Annotated in this window: 22 protein-coding genes and 1 tRNA gene; 2 read left to right on the top strand and 21 right to left on the bottom strand. The window is 30.8% G+C overall.

Annotated elements, in window-relative coordinates; translation table 11 throughout:
- Window positions 1-270: 270 nt before the first annotated feature.
- From L2Z92_RS03050 to tamL, 9 genes are all read right to left on the bottom strand, one after another.
- Window positions 271-873, bottom strand: coding sequence for a hypothetical protein (locus L2Z92_RS03050; RefSeq protein ID WP_236457378.1), 603 nt, complete (start codon window positions 871-873; stop codon window positions 271-273).
- Window positions 874-1083: 210 nt separating this feature from the next.
- On the bottom strand, window positions 1084-1758 hold the full coding sequence (locus tag L2Z92_RS03045; protein ID WP_236457377.1) for a hypothetical protein: 675 nt from the start codon (window positions 1756-1758) through the stop codon (window positions 1084-1086).
- A 368-nt stretch (window positions 1759-2126) separates the two neighbouring features.
- Window positions 2127-2705, bottom strand: coding sequence for an NAD(P)H-dependent oxidoreductase (locus tag L2Z92_RS03040; protein WP_236457376.1), 579 nt, complete (start codon window positions 2703-2705; stop codon window positions 2127-2129).
- A gap of 5 nt (window positions 2706-2710) precedes the next feature.
- Window positions 2711-3049, bottom strand: coding sequence for a hypothetical protein (locus tag L2Z92_RS03035; protein ID WP_236457375.1), 339 nt, complete (start codon window positions 3047-3049; stop codon window positions 2711-2713).
- Window positions 3050-3093: 44 nt separating this feature from the next.
- Window positions 3094-3675: a Crp/Fnr family transcriptional regulator gene (locus tag L2Z92_RS03030; protein WP_236457374.1), complete on the bottom strand. Its 582-nt coding sequence runs from the start codon at window positions 3673-3675 to the stop codon at window positions 3094-3096.
- Between the two features lie 541 nt (window positions 3676-4216).
- Window positions 4217-4298, bottom strand: a tRNA-Leu gene (locus L2Z92_RS03025).
- A 132-nt stretch (window positions 4299-4430) separates the two neighbouring features.
- On the bottom strand, window positions 4431-5285 hold the full coding sequence (gene accD / locus L2Z92_RS03020; protein WP_236457373.1) for an acetyl-CoA carboxylase, carboxyltransferase subunit beta: 855 nt from the start codon (window positions 5283-5285) through the stop codon (window positions 4431-4433).
- Between the two features lie 72 nt (window positions 5286-5357).
- Window positions 5358-6425, bottom strand: coding sequence for a class II fructose-bisphosphate aldolase (fbaA, locus tag L2Z92_RS03015; protein WP_236457372.1), 1068 nt, complete (start codon window positions 6423-6425; stop codon window positions 5358-5360).
- A 44-nt stretch (window positions 6426-6469) separates the two neighbouring features.
- Entirely contained in the window at window positions 6470-9010 is a 2541-nt protein-coding gene (gene tamL, locus L2Z92_RS03010) for a translocation and assembly module lipoprotein TamL (RefSeq protein WP_236457371.1), read from the bottom strand.
- A gap of 36 nt (window positions 9011-9046) precedes the next feature.
- Between tamL and L2Z92_RS03005 the strand changes: the two genes are divergently transcribed.
- Window positions 9047-9769: a TrmH family RNA methyltransferase gene (locus tag L2Z92_RS03005; protein WP_236457370.1), complete on the top strand. Its 723-nt coding sequence runs from the start codon at window positions 9047-9049 to the stop codon at window positions 9767-9769.
- 1 nt (window position 9770) lies between these two features.
- On the opposite strand, the gene porT is transcribed toward L2Z92_RS03005, so the two are convergent.
- The 12 genes from porT to L2Z92_RS02945 form a co-directional block, all read right to left on the bottom strand.
- Complete coding sequence (gene porT, locus L2Z92_RS03000) at window positions 9771-10463, bottom strand: type IX secretion/gliding motility protein PorT/SprT (protein ID WP_236457369.1); 693 nt, start codon at window positions 10461-10463, stop codon at window positions 9771-9773.
- A 1-nt stretch (window position 10464) separates the two neighbouring features.
- Complete coding sequence (gene ubiE / locus L2Z92_RS02995) at window positions 10465-11196, bottom strand: bifunctional demethylmenaquinone methyltransferase/2-methoxy-6-polyprenyl-1,4-benzoquinol methylase UbiE (protein WP_236457368.1); 732 nt, start codon at window positions 11194-11196, stop codon at window positions 10465-10467.
- 40 nt (window positions 11197-11236) lie between these two features.
- Window positions 11237-11722, bottom strand: coding sequence for a dihydrofolate reductase (locus L2Z92_RS02990; protein WP_236457367.1), 486 nt, complete (start codon window positions 11720-11722; stop codon window positions 11237-11239).
- 27 nt (window positions 11723-11749) lie between these two features.
- Window positions 11750-13111, bottom strand: coding sequence for an aldehyde dehydrogenase (locus L2Z92_RS02985; protein WP_236457366.1), 1362 nt, complete (start codon window positions 13109-13111; stop codon window positions 11750-11752).
- A gap of 78 nt (window positions 13112-13189) precedes the next feature.
- Window positions 13190-13888 carry a DUF547 domain-containing protein gene (locus L2Z92_RS02980; protein WP_236457365.1) on the bottom strand — a complete coding sequence of 233 codons (699 nt, stop codon included), beginning with the start codon at window positions 13886-13888 and terminating at the stop codon, window positions 13190-13192.
- A gap of 494 nt (window positions 13889-14382) precedes the next feature.
- Entirely contained in the window at window positions 14383-16833 is a 2451-nt protein-coding gene (locus L2Z92_RS02975) for a zinc-dependent metalloprotease (protein ID WP_236457364.1), read from the bottom strand.
- 267 nt (window positions 16834-17100) lie between these two features.
- Window positions 17101-17541: an energy transducer TonB gene (locus L2Z92_RS02970; RefSeq protein WP_236457363.1), complete on the bottom strand. Its 441-nt coding sequence runs from the start codon at window positions 17539-17541 to the stop codon at window positions 17101-17103.
- 10 nt (window positions 17542-17551) lie between these two features.
- The gene (locus tag L2Z92_RS02965) at window positions 17552-18376 is read right to left on the bottom strand and encodes a thymidylate synthase (protein WP_236457362.1); all 825 of its coding nucleotides are present in this window, start codon (window positions 18374-18376) and stop codon (window positions 17552-17554) included.
- A 38-nt stretch (window positions 18377-18414) separates the two neighbouring features.
- A complete protein-coding gene (locus L2Z92_RS02960) occupies window positions 18415-20073 on the bottom strand; it encodes a NupC/NupG family nucleoside CNT transporter (protein WP_236457361.1) in 1659 nt (552 codons plus the stop codon).
- 15 nt (window positions 20074-20088) lie between these two features.
- The gene (locus L2Z92_RS02955) at window positions 20089-20715 is read right to left on the bottom strand and encodes a bifunctional nuclease family protein (RefSeq protein ID WP_236457360.1); all 627 of its coding nucleotides are present in this window, start codon (window positions 20713-20715) and stop codon (window positions 20089-20091) included.
- Window positions 20716-20975: 260 nt separating this feature from the next.
- A complete protein-coding gene (locus L2Z92_RS02950; protein ID WP_236457359.1) occupies window positions 20976-21944 on the bottom strand; it encodes an electron transfer flavoprotein subunit alpha/FixB family protein in 969 nt (322 codons plus the stop codon).
- Window positions 21945-22014: 70 nt separating this feature from the next.
- Window positions 22015-22761 carry an electron transfer flavoprotein subunit beta/FixA family protein gene (locus L2Z92_RS02945; RefSeq protein WP_236457358.1) on the bottom strand — a complete coding sequence of 249 codons (747 nt, stop codon included), beginning with the start codon at window positions 22759-22761 and terminating at the stop codon, window positions 22015-22017.
- Window positions 22762-22970: 209 nt separating this feature from the next.
- Here L2Z92_RS02945 and L2Z92_RS02940 point away from each other — a divergent pair, with 209 nt between their 5' ends.
- On the top strand, window positions 22971-23957 hold the full coding sequence (locus L2Z92_RS02940; RefSeq protein ID WP_236457357.1) for a PKD domain-containing protein: 987 nt from the start codon (window positions 22971-22973) through the stop codon (window positions 23955-23957).
- Window positions 23958-23973 lie beyond the last annotated feature (16 nt).

Here is a 23973-nt window from a genome sequence, read left to right as displayed (position 1 = left end):
ATTTTCTTTTTCTTTAATTAGACTTTTAAAAAAATAGTTTGTTACAATTACCGATTTTTAAAATTGTCACCAACGTCAAATATATGGCAAGTTAGGCAGAAAATAAGCGATTACTTTCGGATTAACCACAAGCTAAATCTTTTGTATTTTGTTTTAATTTTTCTCTTTTAATACCAAATCAAAAGATTTGGCGACTTTGAAAATAGGCACAAATTTTCGATTAAACACTAATAGTCCAATTTGCTATTATAGAGTTAGGGCAAGTTGTTTTTACCAAGAAGTTTGTAAATCAGCATTTGTTGCTCTTTCAGCTCTGTTTACTTTTATGGCTTCAATATGTTCAGATATAGTAAATTCAACTACTTTTTTCTCTCTATTAAGAGATAAGATGTCACTGATTTTTTCAGCAGGAACATTAGTGAATTCGCAAGGTAATTGACTTAAACGCTTTTCAAACAGTTTTTGAGTATATGGTTTAGGAATTCTGAAAATATCGCTTCCAACAATTTCTGGTGTAGTATAAACCAAATCTAATTCCAATAATTTTTCAATGAAACTCATTTTTCGCAGAATCCGATTTATTTCAATATCGTAAGATTTTCGAATATCAAATTCAGGAAATGTTTTTCGAGCTATTTTTTCAAGTTCTATTTTTTCTAAGAAGTCAGTTTTAGGATTATTATTTCCAGAACCATAAATAAAAAACCTTTCGTCTGATTTTTTAATGAATATCCATCCTTGACCTACATAAGTCTCAGTTGGATGGAAATAACTGAAACAATAATAGTTAGGCGTATCTTCAATCTCCCTGAGTTTCATTTCTGGGATATTCAAATCCGTTATATATTTTTCAGCTAATTTTTTTGCAGTCATATTTTAATTTGCTCTAACGTCAAATATATGGCAAGTTGGGCAGAAAATAAGCGATTACTTTCGGATTAACCACAAGCTAAATCTTTTGTATTTTGTTTTAATTTTTCTCTTTTAATACCAAATCAAAAGATTTGGCGACTTTGAAAATAGGCACAAATTTTCGATTAAACACTAATAGTCCAATTTGCTATATATAGTGTTGTGTGTTCGTTATTTTAGGATATTATCGTCTTTCAATCCCTCAATAAAATCATAACATTCACCTTTGTTTTTTCCATAAATATGAAAATAAAATTCTGGTCTATCTAACCAAATACCTTTTACAGCAATTAAATTGTCTTTTTTCCACCAAGTCGAATATTCATCCGAACATTCCTCAATAATTTCAAAATCAGCATTCATTATGCTTTCTAATCTATCAATGTTTTTTATTTCGTGATAATATGGATTTGAAGCCCAATCTGAAATTTCATTTCTTAAAGCATACTCTTCAATTAGTTTATCAAAAGAGGTATGAAGGATATTTGGTAAGTCATCATCATCTAGTGTGCAAAATTCCCCTTTATCAGTCAGATAAAAAGTAAATTGAGCTGTTTTATGGTCACCACAAATTTCTATAAATCTATCACCTGCTTTTTCAATTTCGAGTTTTAAGTTTCCTTGAATTTGATTTTTGGAAAACAAAGAAGCAGAGAATGAATTTCCAGAATCATTATTTATGGTCAATTCGTATCCCGAATACTGGATTTGAAATTTCAAAAATTCATCCGCTCGCTCAATATTCTGTTTAGAAAGATATTCCTTTGTTTCTTCTTCGCGTGAAACAAAATTAGAATCTCTTTTTAAAGTTTTTAAATATTTTAGAGCTCTTTCAGAGATATTCATTTCGGTTTTTTTAATGATACACTACTTGTTTATATGTATGATAAGTGTCATGCTTTTTCAAATCTAAACTATATTTTTCAAACTTGCAAAACTTATAAATACGTAGATAAGGTTTGTTTCTGTCAAAAAGTATTGTTTACTTTTATTGTGTTTGTAAAAATATAGAGAAGGTAAATAGTAATTTTACAGTTTTTAGTAATGAGGCAAAAAAGTTTTAAATTTTGGTTATTTAGATAGTTTTGTCTCCATAAAAAAAAACCGTTGCAATTTTTTGTTGCAACGGCTTTTTTGTGAAGTTATGCTTAAAGATAACGGATGTTTACACAAATCGTTATCTTTCCATCTAGCATATTAATTGTTGTACGTTATTACTTGTTCATTTGACCTAACATTTCAACTTTTTTCAACCATTTTGCTCTAAAATCTTCTTTAGAAAGTCTTATAGGTCCAATAGTAGTAATTCGCACCTTTTTTATTCCAATGTATTTTAATGTTCCTTTTTTTACAGCATTGTGGCTAGGGTTTCCATAAATCCATTTGTAATACCACGCAGGTTGGTCTAATGTGCAAATTATTCTTGCTGTTTTTCCAGTAAAACACTTATCACTAAATAATGAATTCTCTCTTTTGTTAAAAGCAAATCCAGGGAGTAAAACTCGGTCTAAAAATCCTTTCATTATTGCAGGTACAGAACTCCACCAAACAGGATATACCCAAACTAAATGGTCAGCCCATTTTAATTTGGCTTGAGCATCTAATAGGTCAGGTTCTAATTCTGTTCGCTTTCTATATCCAAATTGTAGGTTTGGGTTGAAGTTCAATTCTCTGATATTAATTTCTTTTATTTCAGCATTTGATTTTTCAGCACCCTTTTTATAGGATTCTGAAAGTCCAAAACTGAGACTTTCCTTGTCTGGATGTCCGTTTATAATTAGTATTTTTTTCATCTACGTTAGAAATATTTTTTCGTTTTTTCTTCAAATCGAGTGTTTGTTAAATTTTCGATTTTGAAGAACTTATAAAGAACGAAACAAGTAAATACTGTTAAAAAAAATGTGCAAATAACGAAAGTGGCTACGCTACAAAAAATAGCTAAAGCTTGAGTGCCAAACTCTCCTATAAATGAAGCGAAATAATCTTGCTGATCAGTAAAATAATTATGAACATCTATTGAATAGTCGTAAAAACGAATTGAAAGTTCATAAAGTAACCAATTTGGGTAAAACCATTTTCTAATAGGTTCCCACCATTTTCCCCATACTGATTTGAGTTGTTTGTTTTTTTCTTCCATTTGACAAAGGTCAAACTAATGGGAAACGTATCATTTGATATAAATCAAATTCGGTTTTTAGGATTTCTTATTCTACTCAAAGTTTCAAGTGTAATTCCTAAATAAGAAGCGATATGTGTTAGTGGAATTCTGTTTGTTATTTCAGGATAAATACTTAATAAGTGTTTGTACCTGTCGTCTGCTTTGTTGAATTGAATAGTATATAATCTTTCGCACAGGCCTAACATAGTTTGGGTTACTACTTTACTAATAAAGCGTTCAAAATCGTGGTATTTGTTAGAAAGACTATCAACAGTTTCTTTTGAGAATTCGATAACAATAGAATCTTCTACAAATTCCACATAATGAGGACTTGGCTCTTTGCTGAAAAAACTAACTATTGCAGTCATAATTTCATTTTCAAAAGAAAACCAGTCAGAAATGTCCTTTCCGTCTTTTAAATAATAGGCTCTTGCACAACCTTGTACAATTATGTATGCTTTTTCTGAAAATTGTCCTTCACGTACTACAATCTCACCTTTTTTGAACGTATTAATTTTTGAATTGGCAATGAATTCCTGATGACATTCATTAGATAGCGGTGAATAAATTACTCCAATTTCATTTAATACTTTATCAACATTCATTTTTTATTGACTGAAGTTTTTTGGTTTTGGACAGGTTCGTCATAATATTTGCCAACTTGTGTATATGTATGACAAGTGTCATACCTTTTCAAATATAGACTATATTTTTCAAACTTGCAATACGTATAAATACGTATTTTTTATCTGTTTTTTGTACGTATTTATGCGTAGAGAAGGTTTATTTCTGTAAAAAAGTGTTGTTTGCTTTTATTGTGTTTGTAAAATTAAGGAGAAAGTAAATGGCTTTTTTACGGTTTTTAGTAATGAAGTGGAAAAGTTTTAAATTTTCGTTATTAAAATAGTTTTCTCTCCACAAAAAAGCCGTTGTAATTTTGTTACAATGGCTTTTATTCTATGAAAAAAAGCAAAACATATACTACAATTGATTATGTATTATATGAAATTGATTTATTACATAAGAGATAAAGTTAAGTAGGTTTCCAATTCCTGAACTATAAAGGTTAATGACTAGGATTTGACTAAGTTTTTTTCTAAAAACCAAAAAACCCCTTTTAAAAAAAAGGGGTTTTGAGAGTTTACGTGCGGGTGAAAGGACTCGAACCTTCACACCTTGCGGCACCAGATCCTAAGTCTGGCGTGTCTACCAATTTCACCACACCCGCGTGTGTCATATTGTGAGTGCAAATATAGTATTATTTTTTAATAGTATCAAAATACTTTTGCGTATTTTTTTTAAAAAAATCAAAATAATATTTTGTAAATAAAAAGCCAACAAAAATTGTTGGCTTTTATGATTATCTAACTTCTTGATTTAGAAGTAAATCTAAGTATAAGTTGATTTTGTTCTTTAATTCTTTTCTGTGAGAGATGAAATCTAAAAATCCGTGTTCTAATAAAAATTCAGAAGTCTGGAAGCCATCTGGTAGGTCTTTTCCTGTAGTATCTTTAACAACACGAGGTCCAGCAAAGCCAATTAGGGCTCCAGGTTCGCCAATATTAATATCACCAAGCATCGCATAAGATGCAGTTGTTCCTCCAGTTGTTGGATCAGTACATAAAGATATATATGGTATTTTAGCTTCAGCTAATTGTGCTAATTTTGCAGATGTTTTTGCTAGTTGCATTAACGATAAAGCAGCCTCCATCATTCTTGCTCCTCCAGATTTAGAGATCATAACAAATGGAATGTTGTTTTGAATAGAGTAATCAATAGCTCTTGCTATTTTTTCTCCAACAACTGCACCCATTGAGCCTCCAATAAAAGCAAAATCCATACAAGCAACAACTAGGTCTTTTCCTTTAGATTTACCAACAGCAGTTCTAACGGCATCTTTTAATTGAGTTTTTTCCATAGCGTCTTTTAATCTTACGCTATATTTCTTAGTATCTTCAAACTTTAAAGGATCTTTTGAAGTCATTTTTTCATTGAATTCTTTAAAAACGTTATCGTCAAATAATATTTCAAAGTATTCAGCACTTCCAATTCGTACATGAAAATCGTCTTCTGGACTTACCCATAGGTTTTTTGCTAATTCCTCAGTATCAATAATTTTTCCAGTAGGAGATTTGTACCATAATCCTTTTGGTACATCTTTTTTATCTTCTGTAAGGGTTTGAATCCCTTTTTCTTTTCTTTTAAACCAAGCCATATATTTATTATTAGCAGTAAAAAAAACAGAAATGACCCTTATTTTATAAGGACTATTTCTGTTTTTCTATTATTATAAAGTATTAACGTTATTTAAGTCTTCAAAAGCTTTTTCTAAACGCTTATTGAAAGTTAATTCAGATTCTCTAATCCATTTTCTAGGATCGTAGTATTTTTTGTTCGGTATTTCAGAACCTTCAGGGTTTCCGATTTGAGTTTTTAAATAGTCTACTTTAGAAGTGATATAATCCCTTGTTCCTTCGGTAAAAGCAAACTGTAAATCGGTATCAATGTTCATTTTAATAACACCATAAGTAATAGCTTCTCTGATTTCTTCTAAAGTTGATCCGCTTCCTCCGTGAAATACAAAATCAACTGGATTATCTCCTGTTTTATATTTGTTTTGAACGTAATCTTGTGAGTTTTTTAATATTTTCGGGGTTAATTTTACATTCCCAGGTTTGTAAACTCCGTGTACATTTCCAAATGCTGCAGCAATAGTAAAACGAGGACTAATTTTCATTAATTCTTCATATGCATATGCTACTTCTTCTGGTTGTGTGTATAATTTAGAACTGTCTACATCTGTGTTGTCTACTCCATCTTCTTCACCACCAGTAATTCCAAGTTCAATTTCTAATGTCATTCCCATTTTGCTCATGCGCTCAAGGTACTTTTTAGAAATCTCAATATTTTCTTCAATTGGTTCTTCTGATAAATCAATCATATGAGAACTGAATAATGGTTTTCCAGTTTCTTTAAAATGTTTTTCAGAAGCATCTAATAAACCATCTATCCAAGGTAATAAGTTTTTCGCACAGTGATCTGTGTGGAGTATTACTGTTGCTCCGTAAGCTTCAGCTAATTCGTGTATATGTTTAGCTCCAGCAACTCCACCAACAATGGCAGCTTTTTCATTTGCATTTGATAAACCTTTACCAGCATTGAATTGTGCTCCTCCATTTGAAAATTGAATAATAACAGGGGCATTTAATTTTGCTGCAGTTTCTAATACACCATTTATAGTACTTGATCCTGTAACATTAACAGCAGGTAAAGCGAATCCTTTTTCTTTTGCAAATCTAAATATTTCTTGTACCTGATCTCCAGTTGCAACACCAGGTTTTATAGTGTGGTTCATAGTTGTTTGTTTTATTAATTCTACAAAAATAATAATTTAAAAAATTAGAATGGGTAATTAATCCCAAAATTTAAAACAGTTTTTCCAAAGTTGATGTCTCTAAACCATCTTTCATTTACTTCTTTAGCAGGATTGTAAGTTTTATACCCAAAATCTATCCTGAAAACAAAAAAATCAAAATCATATCGAAAACCTATTCCTGTTCCAAGTGCAATTTCTTCTAAAGATTTGATGCCGTTGAAAGTATATGATTTATCTTCAATATTATCAAAAACGTTCCAAATGTTTCCAGCATCGGCAAATAGCGCTCCATTTATTTTTCCAACAATATTGAAGCGATATTCAATACTTCCTGCTAATTTTAAATTAGCTTCATTAAAGTCGTTTATTCCTCCGCTGCTTCCAGGTCCTAAACTGTAGGCTTGCCAACCTCTATTGTCATTTGATCCACCAGCAAAGTAACTTCTGGAAAACGGAATAGATTTTGCGTTTCCGTAGGGAACTGCTAGTCCTGCAAAGGTTCTAAAAGTAATTACTCTTTTTCTGCCTAATCCCCAGTGTTTTACTAAGTCAAATTCTCCTTTTAAATATTGAGCATATTCTATTCCAAAAAGTGTTTCATTTCCATTATTGCTTCTATCTTCGGGAGTTTGTTTTGCAATTAAAGAAGTAAGGTTTCCAGCACTTTCGAACTTAGCTTTGAAACTGTAGAAAGTATCGTCTTGAAGTCCTTTTTTTGTGTTTTTTGTAAAGGTTAGTGCGCTAGATACAATTAAATTGTCTTCGATTAATCGTTTTCGTCTTTCTCCAATGCTTCTTATAGATTCGTAATCGCTTTCGCCTTGTGTTAAAGCAGTGCTTCCGCTTACTACGTCATTTATGAAATTAACAGCTCCGTCATTGGAAAGTTTATCTCCATTAAAATCATTAGGGTCTATACTGTAGGTTTGAGCTAAATCGTTCAGTCTGTTGTAAGAAGAAGTGTAAACATTGAAATAATTACCACTATTTAAATTTCTGATAAATTGAATGTTTACGAGGTCAAAACGTAAGCTAGTGTTGTTTTTTGGTTGCCAATTATAATTGATTATCCCTGTGAAGTTTTCTTTGTCTAGACCAATATTTCTCTGATTTGTTAATCCAAAACTCATTTGAGTCGTAGGTAACATTTCTTTCCTTATTATTGATTTTGTGTTTATTGGAAAAAAAATTCGTGGGAATGAAATTTTAACATCGGCTCCATATTCTGCAATATTGAAAAATATTTCTCTTGGGTTGGCTAAATCTTTAGAAGATCCTATATTCCCTCTTGTCGCTATTTCCAGTGTTTCAGCTCTCCTAAAAAGATTTCTGAATGTCAAAGAAAGGCTTCCTGTTATTCCGAAATCTTGAATGTTAGAATGTGTGAAATCAATCGAGGCAGTTAGGTTTTTCTTTTTTAAAGGTGTTAGGTATATGTTTGCAATTAGATTGTTTTCATTGAAAGGATCTTCAATATACTCTATATTTGGAAAATTGAAAACCTTTAAGTTACTAAGTGAAATAGATGTTAATGAGCGTTCTTTGTCACTAAAAAGATTGCCTTTTTCAATGAAAATTGCATTTGCAATGGCTTTTGGTTTGTAATTTAGTTTACCATTACTATAAAAATTATAATTTTTATATGAAACACTATCTGTTATTTTGTTTGTTTTTCTAGAAGTGTTATTAGTGAAAACGTTTACCTGACTAATCTTGTAAATTTTAAAGGGTGTTTTTACTAATGTATCTCCTTTTTTTATTTTTCTATCTTCAATTTCATAGACTACGTCAATAGTTTTATCTCTTTGGTTAGTTATTACATCGTATCGAACGTGATTTATTTGGAAGTGATATACTCCGTTGTTTCTGAAGTATTCAGTCAATCTTGTTTTCTCAAGATCAAAATGATCAGTATTGTATTGTTTTCCAGATTTTAGATATGTTGCACTCTGTATTTTTAGAAAAAGGCTGTCAATTTCAGGTGTTTCGATTCTTCTTGAAATACTGTCAATTGTAGAATATTCACCTGTTTTTACTGTGAAAATTATCTTTGCTTTCTTTAATCCAACAGAATCAACTTTGCTATCAACTTCAGCGTCAAAATAGCCTAAATTATGATAATAGCCTCTAATTTTATTTTTTGAAGATCTAATTTTAATAGGATTAATTATAACGGGTGCTTCACCTGTTTTTTTTAGAAATCTGCTTAAACCTGAAACAAGAAAAGATTGACTTAATCGGTCAACTTGTTTGTTTGATATTATTTTAGCTAAATTTTCTCTTCTATTCGGTTTTTTGTTTAACCAAACATAATATAAGCTATCAGGTTTTTCTTTGGCTAAATTATATAAACTCAATCGGAAAGGGTAGCCAATTAGTTTGCCGTTAGGTTTCTGACTTAATAATGCATCAATTCTTTCGTTCTTGATGATGCTATCATTGGTTTGAATGATGTTTTTTGTGAGTAGTTGTTCTCCTTCTGGAACTTTTTTTACGACCGAACAGGAGTGGAAAATGATACCAGTTAGAAATATAAGTGTTATTTTTGGAAAGATTTTTTTCAAAGTAATATAAAATAGTTAGTCAAAAATACAATTTTTATGGTTAGTAAAAACCAAATTAAACTTATTACAAGTTTACAACAAAAAAAATATAGAAAGCAACATCAATTATTTTTAGCAGAAGGTAAAAAAGTAATTCAAGAATTGTTAGATGCAAATTATGAATTAGAAGTTTTGTTTTCTACTGATGTTTCATTTCCATCGGTTGATAAATTAAAATTTCATACCATTACTGAAAATGAGCTTAAAAAAATCACCGCTTTAACCACGCCTAATGATTGTTTAGCTCTTTTTAAGATTCCGTTAGAAAAGGAATTGGTTAATTCTGGTTTGATATTAATGCTAGATGATGTTCGTGATCCAGGTAATTTAGGGACAATAATTCGTCTTTGCGATTGGTTTGGGATTGAGACTTTAATTTGTTCTGAAGCAACTGTAGATGTGTATAATCCTAAGGTGGTGCAAGCTACAATGGGTTCAATAAGCAGAGTTAATGTTATTTATGCTAATTTAATTGAATCGTTAAACAAAATTGATTTACCAGTTTTTGGAACTTTTATGGATGGAGAGAATATCTACCAACAAAAAATGCCAAATGAAGGTGTAATTGTAATGGGTAATGAAGCTAATGGTATTAGTAAACAAGTTGAAGAGTTAATATCAAAAAGAATTGCCATTCCTAGATTTGGTAAGCTTAAACAAACTGAAAGTTTAAACGTAGCGACAGCAACGGCAATTATTTTGAGTGAGTTTAGACGATAATTTAATGAAAAGTGAAATTTATAAAAATTCCTCTAGTTTTCATAGATTGAATGTTTCCTGTCCATGGACTATCGGCTGTATTATCTCTAATTAGTTCATCGTTCATGCTAAAAACTCCACGAATTGAAGGTGAGAATTTGAAGTATTCAAGATATAAGTCAATTCCGAAACCTAATTCATAATTGTTAGTCCATTTTTTTACTCTAAAACGATCGTTATAATTGTCATCTGGTGCATCTGAATTACTTCCTAAGTTTAATGTAGTAGAAACTCCTGTAAGCAAGTATGGTCTAATGTTTCCTGTGCGCTTTGATGAAAGTTTAAGTAGTAAAGGGAAATGTATGTATGTAGATTTTACTTCTCTTAATGCATCTCTTTGGTTTTCAAAACCTGGGAAAGTTAAGTTTCTTTGTGTAATTACTAATCCTGGTTCAAAACGAAGATCAACATATTCCATAAGTCTAAGGTTTCCAACAAGACCAACATTAAACCCTGTTGTTGTTTCAGATTTCACATCTTCCGTTGGGCTTAAGTAATCAAACTTGAAATCAAGGCTATTGAATCCTAAATAATATCCCCAATGAACTTTTTGTTTATCGAAATTTTCTTGGTTAATAATAGGGTCTTTTCCAAACATACCACCTTGGGCATAACCTATTGCGGTTATTAAAAATAAAAATATACTTTTCTTCATATTATTTTTTAGAGGCTTGATAAATTGTTGCTACTCCAAATGTTTGAGGTAAATGCTTTACATCTATAAACCCAATTTTTCTTAAAATATTGTTTAAAGCCTCTCCAAAAGGGAAAATATTTGCAGAATCGGATAGGTATTTATAGGCAGATTTGTCTTTTGAGAAGAGTTTTCCTATAATTGGCAGAACAAATTTTGAGTGAATAGCATATCCTTGTTTGTATGGAAATTTCGTTGGAACAGAAGTTTCTAGGATAACAAATACTCCATTGGGTTTTAAAACTCTTAAGATTTCAGTTAATCCTTTTTCTAGGTTTTCAAAATTACGAACTCCAAAAGCTACTGTTATTGCGTCAAAATAATTATCTGGATAAGGAATGCTTTCGCTATCTCCTAGTACCATTTGTATTTTTTGATCTAAATTCTTGTCTTTGATTTTTTTCTTTCCTACTTCTAGCATTCCTGCAGAAATATCTAAGCCTATTATTTCTTCAGCAGAAGTACTTGTCATTAATATGGCTAAGTCACCTGTTCCAGTGGCAATATCAAGAACTGATTTAGGTTTCTTATCTGCGACTATTTTTAAAACTTTTTTTCGCCATTTGATATCGATTCCAAAAGAAATTACACGATTTAATCCGTCATAATTACCGGAAATAGAATCGAACATTTGTGCAACTTGTTCTTTTTTACCTAATTCTGAATCTTTATATGGAGTTATGTTTTTAGACATTATTGTGTTTTTATGATGTGCAAAAATACGAATTATATTTTCATTTTCTAATGTAAGTTAGATAAGTGAAATCAAATTGATGATTTTCATCTTTAGGATGAAAAATACTTTCTGTTAATTCCCAGTTTTGATCGTCTATTTTTGGAAAAAAAGTATCTGCCTCAACTTCGGTGTGTACACGTGTTAATTCAATTTTATCAGCAAGTTCCATTGATTGCTTGTAGATTTGTCCTCCACCAATTATGAAGGTTTCTTTGTCTTTTGGGCAAATTGATATTGCTTTATTTAAACTATTTGTAGTAAAGCATCCTTCAGGTACAATGTAGTCTTCTTGTCTAGTAATTATAATATGTGTTCTGTTTGGTAATGGTTTAGGGAAGCTTTCAAAAGTTTTTCTACCCATTATAATGTAATGGTTTGTTGTTAAAGATTTGAATCTTTTAAAATCGTTAGGTAAATGCCATACTAAATCGTTGTCTTTTCCTAATGCATCATTTTCAGCAGCAGCAGCTATAATTGTAATCATGGTTTAAATTTTTGCTAAATTAATTGTTTAAAATTTTAAAAGAAACTTGATTATTTTTAATTTTCTTAAAGTTTGAGGAAAATATTTAAGATTTAGCTCAAACCATGTTGATTTTTCTAAAATACTTTTGTAATGTGAGAATGTTTTGAAACCTTCTTCTCCGTGGTATGATCCAATTCCGCTTTCTCCAACACCTCCAAAAGGAAGCTTGTCATTTGTTATTTGCATTATAGCATCATTTATAGCACCATTCCCAAAAGATATTTCATTTAGTATTCTTTCTTTTGTTTTTTTATCATTTGTAAAAACATAGCAAGAGAGAGGTTTTGGTTTGGATTTAATATAATCGATAGTTTCTTGAATGTTGTTATAAGTTAAGACTGGAAGAATTGGTCCAAATATTTCATTATTCATTACTTTGTCGTTTGTATTGATGTTATGAAGTAAAGTAGGTTGTATGTATCTTTCGTTGATATTATAATTGCCACCGTAAAAGATTTTTTCTTCTTCTATTAAATCGATAAGTCTATTTGTGTTTCTTTTATTGATTATTTGAACGTAATTATTGTTTTCAAAGCTATAATTTGATTTTTCTATTGCCACTTTACATTCGGATAAAAAGCTTTCTTTTATGGATTCATGGACGAATACATAATCTGGTGCAATGCAGGTTTGTCCAGAATTTAAGAATTTTGCCCAAATTAGTCTTTTTACACCTATTTTTAAATTGCTATTCTTAGTCATAATTGCGGGGCTTTTTCCTCCTAATTCTAAAGTAACAGGAGTAAGGTTTTTTGCAGCCGCTTGATAGACTATCTTTCCAACAGGAACACTTCCTGTAAAGAATATTTTGTCGAATTTTTCATCTAGTAAGGCTGTGGTTTCTGGTATTCCACCTTCTATTACTAAAAAATAATTGGGACTAAAATTCTCATTGACAATTTTGGCTATTGCTTGACTTGTGTTTTTGGCTAATTCACTTGGTTTTAGTATTACTGTGTTTCCTGCGGCTAAAGCTGCTACGGCAGGAGAGAATGATAATTGGTAAGGATAGTTCCAAGCTCCAATTATAAGTGTTGTTCCTAAGGGTTCGGGAATGATATAGCTTTTGGCAGGTAAGTTGACGATATTGGTTCGGACAGACTTTTTACTAGACCATTTTTTTATTTTTTTTACAGCTTCATCAATGTCTTTGTAGATTAAGCTAAGCTCATTTGTGTAATTGTCGAAAGAAGATTTCTTGAAATCAAGATAGATAGCCTTGTTTAAAAGTGATTCATTTTCTTGAATAATACTTTTAAGCTTTTTAAGTTGTTCAATTCTGAAATTGATATCTTTTGTTTTGTTGTTGCTAAAAAAAACCTGCTGATTACTGACTTGTGTTTTCATTTTAATGAAATAATGTAAATAAAAATGCCTGTTTGATTAAGAAAATCAAACAGGCATAAGGTATGTAATATTTTAATATTATTTATATAAATTCCAGTCGTATTCTGAAAAAGTAAGTTTGGTTTCTGCACTAATATGTGTAGTTGAGTATTTATTAATGAAGTCTACAATAGTAACGTGTCCAATAAAATCTGTGAAATACCACTCAAATACTTTAGATAATTGAGAAGAAGCGGTTCCAAGAATATTTTTTGAAGCATCATTTATGAATAGACTAGTTGCAACATCTAGATCATAATCAATACTGTTTGAAGTATATGCTGTGTTTCTTAATAAAGGGGATGAAATAGCTGTTGAAAATATTGCAAAATGAACTCTAGGATCGTTCATTGGTCTTAAAATTTCATGTTGAATATAATCAAGTGAAATTTTTCCTCCATCAAAGTCGATGAAATCCATTTTAAATGGGTCTCTAATATAATTAATACTTTTTATAGGATAATTTTCTGCTAATAATTTAATAATATTAGCATTATAAACATTAATCCAATAAGTTTTTACTTCTGCAGGAGACCAACTTTTGTTTGGTGAAATTTTAGAAAAATTGTAAGTAATGGTGTTAATGTCTTTGATGTTTTTTAACACCTTGTCAAAATCTACAATACCTTTACTAGATACGTGCTTTTTTAGGAAATCGTCATACTCTGAAAAAGTGATGACTTGGCTAAACCCTGATAGGCTTACAGTTAATAATAACAGTAAAATAATTCTCTTCATAATTCTCTTTTAATTTTTTATAAATTCCTGAAAAACGAGCGCAAAAATAATAAAACTATTTAGTTAAGACTAAATTTTCATCAAAAATAATAACTTTTTTTTTAATAAAAGCCTGAAAACCATTTAAATAAATATTATTTTGCATTCTCTGTAAATGTCTTTACAAAAAACGAGCCAAATTTTATTTAGTTGTGCTAAATCGAGTGTTTGTAACTTAAATGTACAAAAAATATAAATAGAATTATTGTGTTTTATTAAAATAAATATATTAAAAAATAGTATTTTCTTTAGTTTTCATTGAAAATACGGATGATTCTTTAGTGTTTTAAGGGTTTGTTCTAGGTTTTGATCTTGTGTTAAATTTTTGTTTTGTTGTGTTGAATTAAGTTTTTTTGATAGTGATTTTTATTTTTAATAGCTTGTAACATAGAAATACCTGATACAAACTCATAAGGTATTCTTGTATCAGGTATTTGGTGAATAAATTAAATATATTATTTGTTTTCTATACTTTTTTCAATTCTGTTTATACATTCAAGGAAATGATATTTAGTTTCGAGATTTCTTGTCAAGTTTTTTGTCTTGTTCAAGTCAGCTTTTAGTGCTAGTAATTCTCCATATAATAAAGATTTTACATCAGATAAAGCAACATTATAACTATGATTTGATTTGTCATCTTCATACAGCGAAATTAATCGATCTAAATGTAGTTTTTGAATGTTTCTTTCTGTAATGTCAAGATCATTATTTGAATTATTGTTTTTCCAAATTCCCTTTCTAACATCGGATAATAACTCTAAAGCTTTGTAGTTTTTTGTGTCTACAAATTCGGCATCTAATAATCTTCCCAATCTCTCAATGCTTATTAAATTATTCAAATGTCTCCTTTGGTAGTTTAATAATTTTTGATTGTAACCGTCGGGAGTAATTTTATTTAAAATAGCTGTATCAACTAACCAATTTTGATTTGAAAAAGCATTTTCAATTAACCATTTTACAGCATCTTCTTGTTTCTCTTTAGAAATGATATTATAAACAGCTCCAGATTGATTTGGTTTTTTTTCTAGTTCATTAACACCTCCTATATACGTTACAACGTGTCCTATATACCTACTCCAAACTGAAAGTAGTTCTCCATATAATTCTTCAAGGTCTTCGTAGTTGTTGGTTTCTTCGCTTGTCCATTCTGGTAAGTTTTTAGCAACAATTTTTAAATTTTTTAGGGCATAAGTACTTGCTTTTACAGCGTCATTACCAATGTCTTCAGTTTGTGAATAGGGATCGAAGTTACTTGACTGTTTTCCAAATTCATAAATTGGATTACCTTCTTTTTCTAGTATCCATTTGTCGAGTGTTGGTATTTCGTCTTCTGGTGTTTTTGAATTCGATATTAATCGATATCCCCAATTCACCGCATATGTATCGTAAGGCCCCATTTGTCTAATGAAACGAACATCTTTATCTCCTGGTTGAGCAATATAATTGTATCTAGCATAATCCATTATGCTGGCTGAAATCCCGTTAAGTTTAGTAAAAGCAGGTTTTCGATAGTCTTCTACATTGTAAGCGCAACTAGCACTCATGTTGTGTGGAAAACCTAAAGCATGACCCACTTCGTGTGCGATTACCATTTGCATCATTTCTCCTAACTCTTTTTCATTGGTGTGAAGTGTTCTTGCTGAAGGATTTGCAGCTCCTGTTTCTAAAAGATACCTATTTCTATAAGAACGTAGGTGATTGTGGTACCAAATAATGTCACTTTCAATTATTTCTCCAGTTCTTGGATCGGATATACTTGGCCCAATTGCATTTCTAGTTGCGCTCGCTACATAGCGAATTACTGAATAACGAATATCTTCTGGACTAAAATCAGGATCTTCTTCTTTTGTAGGTGGATCTTTGGCTATGATTGCATTCTTGAATCCAGCAGCTTCAAATGGTTTTTGCCATTCTTCAACTCCTTTTTTTATGTATGACCTAAGCTTTTCTGGTGTTGCTGGGTCGATATAATAAACTATTGGTTTTATAGGTTCAACTAATTCACCTCTTGCGTATGCTTCAGGATCTTTCGGTTCTAATCTCCAACGCCTAATGTATGTTTTTCTGTCTGATTTTAACTCTTCACTATTATAGTCGTATTTGTTTAAAGTAAACCAACCAACGCGTGAGTCAAATAGTCTTGGCTTCATAGGGATTTCTGGAAGAAGTATCATGGATTGACTCATGTGAATACTTATGGTTTCTGTATTTTCTAATACAGATGGCTTTGCTGCATTGTAAGTGAAATCTTGGAGTATTTCAATATTTAAAGGAAATGCTTTGATGTAATTAATGAAGCTTCTGCTTTCATCTAAGTTTTTTACTTTGTAAGCCTCACGAATTCCTGGAGATAAACCACTTATCGCTTTAATGTCTGTTGAGAAAAATTTCGTTACATCAATAACAATGTTAGTTGAATCTTTTGAAAAAGCAGCAATATCGAATGCGTAAAGCGTAGCCTCGTTGTTGTTGGCTTTAACCGATATGTTTATTGGAAGACTGTCATTGGCAATGCTATTTGCTGATTTTACTTTTATTAAAAGTTTATCTTCAAATCGATCCCAAATTATCATTTGGGTGTTCATTTCTGTTCCTGCATTAACATAGCCGCCACCTAAACCTTCTGGTACTTTAGCAAATTTGCTTACTAAAAGCATGTCTTTGTTTAGTAGATTGTTCGGGATTTCAAAATAGTATTTGTCAATGACTTTATGAACTTTGAACAATCCGTTTGAAGTTTTTGCTTCTTTTGTAATTACACTTATGTATTCTTTTATTTTATCGTCCTTCTTTTTTTCTGTAGGAGTAGTAGTTTCTATTTTATTTGTTTTTTTCTTTTTCCAAAATTGAGAATAACTATTGTTGAATGACAATAGTATTACAATTAGAAGTGTGATTTTTTTCATTTTTAATGTGTTGTTTTGGTAGTTGAATACATTTTTGTTAAAAATAACACAATAAAGAATAATGAAAAAAAAAGGAGGTCTTTTTTTTAAGAAAATAATAGCTTTTTATAGTTTATTAAAGTTTAAAAGTTAATTACTTTCTTTTGAATACTATCGAAGTTTGAAAAAATTTTTGAGAAACCTTCTTCTTCAGAAAAGATTGAAGATGTGATAAGTAGAAAAAAACAGATTTTTTTTCATTAAATTTACCGCTAAATGGCTAATTGATTACTGAAGTTTGAATGTTATTGGTAAACCGTATCTTACATTTACTGGTTTTCCTCTTTGTTTTCCTGGTTTTAATTGAGGTATTAAACCAATAATTCTCTCTGCCTCATCAGTTAGCAATTGATGTCCTTTAGATGTAATACTAGTTATTTTTCCTTCTTTGCCAATAATGAATTGAATAAGAACTGTTCCTTGTATTCCATATTTTGCAGCTAAAATAGGGTAATTAAAATTACTTTTAATGTGATTTTGAATCATTTCATTGAAACATTCAATGTGTTTTTCTTTTTCAGATTTTTCACATTCTTTAAATAATGGAATCTCTTCTATAACGGAAATACTCACTTCCTTATTTTCAGAATTAATATCAGTAGTTTCAATTTCAATCTGGGAAAAACCAAAAAATGAAACAAATAAAAATAAAAGTAAAATCTTTTTCATAAAACGAGTTTTAAACAGCAACAGCTCCTTTAATATGTGGATGAGGATCGTATCCTTCTAATGTGAAATCTTCAAATTTGAAATCGAAAATATTTTTAATTTCAGAATTCAATTTCATTGTGGGTAACGGACGACATTCGCGAGATAATTGTAATTCTAATTGTTCAATATGGTTGTTGTAAATGTGAGCATCACCAAAAGTATGCACGAAATCACCTAGTTTTAAATCACAAACCTGTGCAATCATCATTGTTAGTAAAGCGTAGGATGCAATGTTGAATGGTACGCCTAAGAAGATATCTGCACTACGTTGGTATAATTGACAACTTAATTTTCCGTCTGCTACATAAAATTGAAAAAAGGCATGACAAGGAGGAAGGGCAACCTTGTTATTTGCAACATTTTCTGAAAAAGAAACGGATGTGTCGGGTAAAACACTTGGATTCCAAGCAGAAATGAGCATTCTTCTGCTATTTGGATTTGTTTTTAGTGTTTGGATTACTTCAGAAATTTGATCGATTTCTTCACTGTTCCAGCTTCTCCATTGATGTCCGTAAACGGGTCCTAAGTCTCCATTTTCATCTGCCCATTCATCCCAGATTTTAACTCCGTTTTCTTTTAGGTAATTAATATTTGTATCTCCTTTTAAAAACCACAATAATTCATGTATGATTGATTTTAAGTGTAGCTTTTTTGTAGTAACCATTGGAAAACCTTCGCTTAAATCAAATCGCATTTGATAACCAAATACACTTATGGTTCCTGTTCCTGTACGATCACCTTTTTGGTTTCCGTTTGCTAATACATGTTTTACTAAATCGTGATATTGTTGCATTTTAAAATTAGAATTTAGAAGTTAGAATTTAGAAATGGTTACCCTATAATCATTCCAGCAATAGTTGCAGATAATAAAGAAGCAATGCTTCCGCCAATTACTGCTTTCAGACCAAATTCTGACAATGTCTTTCTTTGGTTAGGTGCTAATGAACCAATTCCACCAATTTGAATTCCGATAGAAGCAAAGTTTGCAAAACCACATAGCATATATGTTGCCATTATAACAGACTTTTCATAGGTAAAGTGAATATTGCTAGACATATCTTTTAATTCTGCTAATTGAATATATCCAACAAATTCAGAGGCAGCTAATTTGATTCCCAATAACTGTCCCATAAGCATCATGTCGTCTGTTGCAACTCCAATTAACCACATTAATGGAGAGAAAATTAATCCTAATATAGTTTCTAATGAGAATTTTGAGTATGGTGTGTTTGTAGTAATTACGCTATTTAAACCAGACCAATCTCCAATCCATCCAAGTGTGTAGTTTATCATTGCGATAAAAGCAATAAATACTAATAACATCGCAGCAACATTGGCAGCAAGTTTTAAACCTTCAGTTGTCCCTGTAGATATTGCGTCTAAAATGTTAGAACCAATTTTTTCTTTTGACACTTCTACATTTGTGTCTATGCTTTCGGTTTGAGGGTATAATATTTTTGAGATAACAATTGCTCCTGGTGCAGCCATTACTGATGCAGCTAATAAGTGTTTCGCAAATTCTAATCTAAGCACAGGGTCGTTTCCTCCTAAGAACCCAATATAAGCAGCAAGAACACCTCCAGCAACGGTTGCCATTCCTCCAACCATTACTAATAGCATTTCTGATTTATTCATTTTCTCTAGGTAGGCTTTTATCATTAAAGGTGCTTCTGTTTGTCCTAGGAAAATATTTCCTGCAACAGATAAGCTTTCTGCTCCTGAAATGTTAAGTAGTTTTGTTAAAACTTTAGCTAGCCCTTTAACTACAATTTGAATTACTCCTAAGTAGAATAATAATGAAGTTAATGCGGAAAAGAATATAATTGTTGGTAAAACTTGAAATAGGAAAATGAAACCGAAGCTTTCCACGTTCATCATTCCTCCAAGTAAAAATTCACTACCAGCTCTTGTGAAATCAAGTACAAGTACGAATAGATTACCTACAAATTCAAAAGCAGTTTTAACAAATGAGATTTTTAATACTCCAATTGCAAGAATTAATTGTGCTCCCAAACCTATTGCGACCGTTTTCCAATTTACAGCTTTTCTATTGGCGCTAAAAAGAAATGCAATTCCTAATAATGCTATCATTCCAAGTATTCCTCTTGCAATTCCCATACCTGTTAGACCAGTACTTGCAATTAAAGTAGCGTTTGGAACAGTTTCTTTTGCTTTGTTAGATGAGAAAAATGAATAGGCTTTATCGCCTTTTTTTAAAGTTAGTGTAGAGTCTGTTTTTGTATCTATAACAAAACGTTTTGTTGGCGAATCGGAGTCGTTTTCGAAAAGAAAAAGAAACTTATCTTGTATTAAATAATCTCCATTTTGAGAGATGCTATCTGAAGTAAGTTTTAGATTATATGTGCCCTCTTTCAATTCAAGAAAATCACTCGATGCATTTTTTGATTGCCATTTTTTTTCAATTTCTTGAGCACTAATATTTGTTAGCGAAAAGGCAAGTGTAACTAATAAAAAAATATTTTTTAGCATTTTGATACGTTTGGATTAGGATTCTTTTTTAGAGATTTCGTCTCTTATTTTTGCTGCTTTTTCATAATCTTCATTTTGAACAGCTTCATCTAGTTTTGTGTGTAATTCTTGGAGTGTATTACCTGAAAAATCATCTGTTTTTTGAGGTGTTTCTTCTTCGGAACCAAAGGTCTCAGGTACAGAAAGTATATCGTCTGTGTCTTTGTTTTCTTCGGTTTCTGATGGATTTATCTTTAGGTATATCCCAGCCTTGTCTAAAATATTTTTATAAGTAAATATTGGAGCACTAAAACGAAGTGCTAAGGCAATTGCATCTGATGTTCTTGCGTCTACAATTTCTTCAATTTTGTCTCTTTCGCAAATAATACTGGAAAAGAAAACACCATCAACTAGTTTGTGAATGATTACTTGTTTTACAATAATATCGAATCGGTCTGCGAAATTTTTGAATAAATCGTGTGTGAGTGGGCGAGGTGGTTTTATTTCTTTTTCTAAGGCTATTGCAATTGATTGTGCTTCGAACGCACCTATAACAATTGGTAATTTTCTCTCTCCGTCTACTTCATTTAATATGAGGGCGTAGGCACCATTTTGTGTTTGGCTGTACGAAATGCCTTTTATTGTTAATTTTACTAAACTCATTTTCCAATTTATATTAAGTATCTACCCATAGATATGTACTTAAAGATTTTATTATGTTACAGATGTTACTAATTTAGCCCTGATGGAAACGTAAATCCTGCTTTATGAGTATGCTTAATACTTATAAAACAGATTGAAGTGTACAGCAGGAAAATGGTTTGCAGAAAAGCGCAAGCCACTGCGCTCCAAAAATAAAAAAAAGAGCCATCTAAACAAAGATAACTCTAATTTTAATATAATATATTTTTAAACAGCTAAAATTATGCGTTATTAGCTTTGAATGCTTTTAATTTTTCGATTAATTGTGGTACAACTTCGAAAGCATCACCAACAATTCCATAATCTGCAACTTTAAAGAATGGTGCGTCAGCGTCTGTGTTGATTACAACTTTTACTTTAGAAGAGTTGATTCCAGCAATGTGTTGAATTGCTCCAGAAATTCCAATAGCAATATATAAATTTGCAGCAACAGGTTTTCCTGTTTGTCCAACGTGCTCGCTGTGAGGTCTCCATCCAATATCTGAAACTGGTTTAGAACAAGCAGTTGCAGCACCAAGTACTGAAGCTAATTCTTCAATCATTCCCCAGTTTTCTGGTCCTTTCATTCCACGACCTGCAGAAACAACAATTTCTGCATCTGCGATTGTTACTTTTCCAGTTATTTTTTCAATGTTTTCAACTTTAACTCCGAAATCGGCATCATTTAAAGTAGCGGCAAAGTCTTCTTCTGTTATTGTTACAGCAGATTCTGCTAATCCAAATGAATTTTTAGCTATTCCGATAACTTTTACATCTGTAGTAATTTCTGTAATATTGAATGCTTTGTTTGAAAAAGCGGTTCTTTTTACCTGAAAAGGTGAAGTACTTTCTGGTAAAGCGACAACATTTGATGCGTAGCCAGCATTTAAACTAATTGCTACTAATGGAGCAAGGTATAAACTATCTGTTGAAGCAGATAAAACAACTAATTTGCTACTTTCTTTTTCAGCAGCTTGCTTGATAACATCTGCATATGCTTTTGCGTTAAAAGTAGTTAATTTATCGTTTGATACTTTTAAAACCTTAGTTACTCCGTATTTTGCTAATTCAGAATTATCTGAGTTATTAACTGTTATTGCGGTTACAGTTGTTCCTATTTTGTCAGCTACATTTTTTGCGTATGAAGCAAGTTCAAGAGCTACTTTTTTAAATTTTCCTTCTGCTGATTCAGCGTATATTAAGATTGACATATTTTTTAGTTTAAAATGAATAATGGTTTAAAAGTTTGGCTGGATAACCAAAACATGAAAAACGTTATAATTAGATTACTTTAGCTTCGTTATGTAATAAATTTACTAATTCATCTAAATTATCTGCATTTACTAATTTAACTGCCGATTTTGGAGCTGGTTTTTCGAATTTCACAGCTTTTGTTGCATTGCTATCTCCAGTTGGTTCATTAACTGTTAATGCTTTTGAACGTGCCATCATGATTCCTCTCATGTTCGGTATTCTTAATTCTTTTTCTTCTACTAACCCTTTTTGACCACCAATGATTAAAGGTAATGTAGTTGAAAGCGTTTCTTTACCACCGTCAATCTCCCTTGAGGCTTTTACGTTAGTACCGTCAATCTCTAAACCTATACAAGAGTTTATAAAGTTGTGTCCAAGAATTCCAGCAAGCATTCCAGGAACCATACCTCCATTATAGTCTAATGATTCTTTTCCTGCAATTACTAAATCAAAGCCACCTTGTTTTACTACTTCAGCAAGTTGTTTTGCAACAAACATTCCGTCAGTAGGGTTAGCGTTAATTCGAATAGCTTCGTCTGCTCCAATTGCTAATGCCTTTCTAAGGGTAGCTTCTGAGTCTTGACCACCAACATTAACAACGGTTACCGATGCTCCTTGTTGTTCTTTTAATAAAACTGCTTTTGTTAAACCAAACTCATCATTTGGGTTAATTACAAATTGTACACCATTAGTATCAAATTCAGTATCGTTATTTGTGAAGTTAATTTTTGATGTAGTATCAGGTACATGGCTGATGCAAACTAATATTTTCATTTATTTTTAAATTAAAATTATATATATTTCAAGGTTACGAATTTACTAAAAAAAAATCACAAAATACTATGCATGCATAATAAAATTTTATTTTTTTATTTTTTTTTGTTAACATTGATAAAATGTAAAATAGAATGAATATGAACTAGATTTTTTTTTTATATATTTGGAGTGTTCTTTATTTAAGAATTTAAGATAACTATAAATTAATGAATACTAAAAGCCAGATTAAAACCCATTTTGATTTTAAAATAATTATCTTTTTTATATCAATCTTTGTCTTCTCATGTTTATTACTAGCATTCCAAAAAGCAAATGAAGTGACTTGTGAAGTGACTGATTTTAAGGTAGAAGCAGCTGAATTTACTGTAGGTGAATTGGTTACTTTTTCCGAAAATTCTAGCAGTTCCTTTTCTTGGCGTTGGTATTTTGGAGATGGTACTGATATATCATATAAGTCTAAAATTGGGCATGTTTTTACGAAGCCAGGTAAATATAAAGTGAAACTTTTGATTAATGAAACTTGTGAAATTGAGAAAACTGTACAAGTTTTTCCTAAAGTTGTTATAATTAAGGAAAAACTAGAGGTAGATTTTGATTCACCAACTAGAGTTACTCAAGGTGAGTTAGTTCAGTTTCAGGATAAAACAAATAATGGAGAAACTTGGGAATGGAGATTTGGAGAAAGTGGAAAAGTAGATAGTAAGTCTAAAAATCCAAAATATACTTTTAGAACTATTGGAGTGAAAACAGTTTCATTAGTTGTTAATGGTGATAAAAAAAATATTAAATTTAGCGATATTGTTGTGGTTTCGAAAACGCCAACTAAAGTTGAAAAGAAGAGAAAGAAGACTGTGGAAGTACGACCAGATACTTTGGTTAGGGCTTTACCAGAAGCTGAAACGATAAAATTAGTTCCTTCGGTTATAAAAACCGTTAGCGAAAGTGAATTTACAGAATTGATGTATTCAATTTCTGAGGATAAAATTACATTGAGTAATTTCAAAAATCATTTTTGTTATGATTTTCCACCTTTAATAAAGGTAAATTCAGACAAAAGATTTATGACTTTAGATCAATTGTATAAATCAATAAGGAACAAAGGAATAAAAATAAGAAAAGTAACAATAAACAAAGAAAAAGATAAATGTATTGAATCAATACATATAAGCTTCAAGTTTAAAACATTTTTTTAAATCTATATCATAAAAA

The organism is Flavobacterium jumunjinense (genome assembly GCF_021650975.2).
GTDB lineage: Bacteria > Bacteroidota > Bacteroidia > Flavobacteriales > Flavobacteriaceae > Flavobacterium > Flavobacterium jumunjinense.
This window is presented reverse-complemented; position numbering and strand designations above follow the sequence as displayed.

Excerpts from the sequence above, each read along its gene's own strand:
- L2Z92_RS03050 (WP_236457378.1), bottom strand. The coding sequence starts at position 873 with ATGACTGCAAAAAAATTAGCTGAAAAATATATAACGGATTTGAATATC.
- L2Z92_RS02980 (WP_236457365.1), bottom strand. The coding sequence starts at position 13,888 with ATGAAGAGAATTATTTTACTGTTATTATTAACTGTAAGCCTATCAGGG.
- L2Z92_RS03035 (WP_236457375.1), bottom strand. The coding sequence starts at position 3,049 with ATGGAAGAAAAAAACAAACAACTCAAATCAGTATGGGGAAAATGGTGG.
- accD (WP_236457373.1), bottom strand. The coding sequence starts at position 5,285 with ATGGCTTGGTTTAAAAGAAAAGAAAAAGGGATTCAAACCCTTACAGAA.
- L2Z92_RS02970 (WP_236457363.1), bottom strand. The coding sequence starts at position 17,541 with ATGAAAAAGATTTTACTTTTATTTTTATTTGTTTCATTTTTTGGTTTT.
- ubiE (WP_236457368.1), bottom strand. The coding sequence starts at position 11,196 with ATGTCTAAAAACATAACTCCATATAAAGATTCAGAATTAGGTAAAAAA.
- L2Z92_RS02975 (WP_236457364.1), bottom strand. The coding sequence starts at position 16,833 with ATGAAAAAAATCACACTTCTAATTGTAATACTATTGTCATTCAACAAT.
- L2Z92_RS03040 (WP_236457376.1), bottom strand. The coding sequence starts at position 2,705 with ATGAAAAAAATACTAATTATAAACGGACATCCAGACAAGGAAAGTCTC.
- L2Z92_RS02955 (WP_236457360.1), bottom strand. The coding sequence starts at position 20,715 with ATGAGTTTAGTAAAATTAACAATAAAAGGCATTTCGTACAGCCAAACA.
- L2Z92_RS02985 (WP_236457366.1), bottom strand. The coding sequence starts at position 13,111 with ATGAAAACACAAGTCAGTAATCAGCAGGTTTTTTTTAGCAACAACAAA.
- L2Z92_RS03045 (WP_236457377.1), bottom strand. The coding sequence starts at position 1,758 with ATGAATATCTCTGAAAGAGCTCTAAAATATTTAAAAACTTTAAAAAGA.
- L2Z92_RS02950 (WP_236457359.1), bottom strand. The coding sequence starts at position 21,944 with ATGTCAATCTTAATATACGCTGAATCAGCAGAAGGAAAATTTAAAAAA.
- L2Z92_RS02990 (WP_236457367.1), bottom strand. The coding sequence starts at position 11,722 with ATGATTACAATTATAGCTGCTGCTGCTGAAAATGATGCATTAGGAAAA.
- fbaA (WP_236457372.1), bottom strand. The coding sequence starts at position 6,425 with ATGAACCACACTATAAAACCTGGTGTTGCAACTGGAGATCAGGTACAA.
- L2Z92_RS02940 (WP_236457357.1), top strand. The coding sequence starts at position 22,971 with ATGAATACTAAAAGCCAGATTAAAACCCATTTTGATTTTAAAATAATT.
- L2Z92_RS02960 (WP_236457361.1), bottom strand. The coding sequence starts at position 20,073 with ATGCTAAAAAATATTTTTTTATTAGTTACACTTGCCTTTTCGCTAACA.
- L2Z92_RS03030 (WP_236457374.1), bottom strand. The coding sequence starts at position 3,675 with ATGAATGTTGATAAAGTATTAAATGAAATTGGAGTAATTTATTCACCG.
- L2Z92_RS03005 (WP_236457370.1), top strand. The coding sequence starts at position 9,047 with ATGGTTAGTAAAAACCAAATTAAACTTATTACAAGTTTACAACAAAAA.
- L2Z92_RS02965 (WP_236457362.1), bottom strand. The coding sequence starts at position 18,376 with ATGCAACAATATCACGATTTAGTAAAACATGTATTAGCAAACGGAAAC.
- porT (WP_236457369.1), bottom strand. The coding sequence starts at position 10,463 with ATGAAGAAAAGTATATTTTTATTTTTAATAACCGCAATAGGTTATGCC.
- L2Z92_RS02945 (WP_236457358.1), bottom strand. The coding sequence starts at position 22,761 with ATGAAAATATTAGTTTGCATCAGCCATGTACCTGATACTACATCAAAA.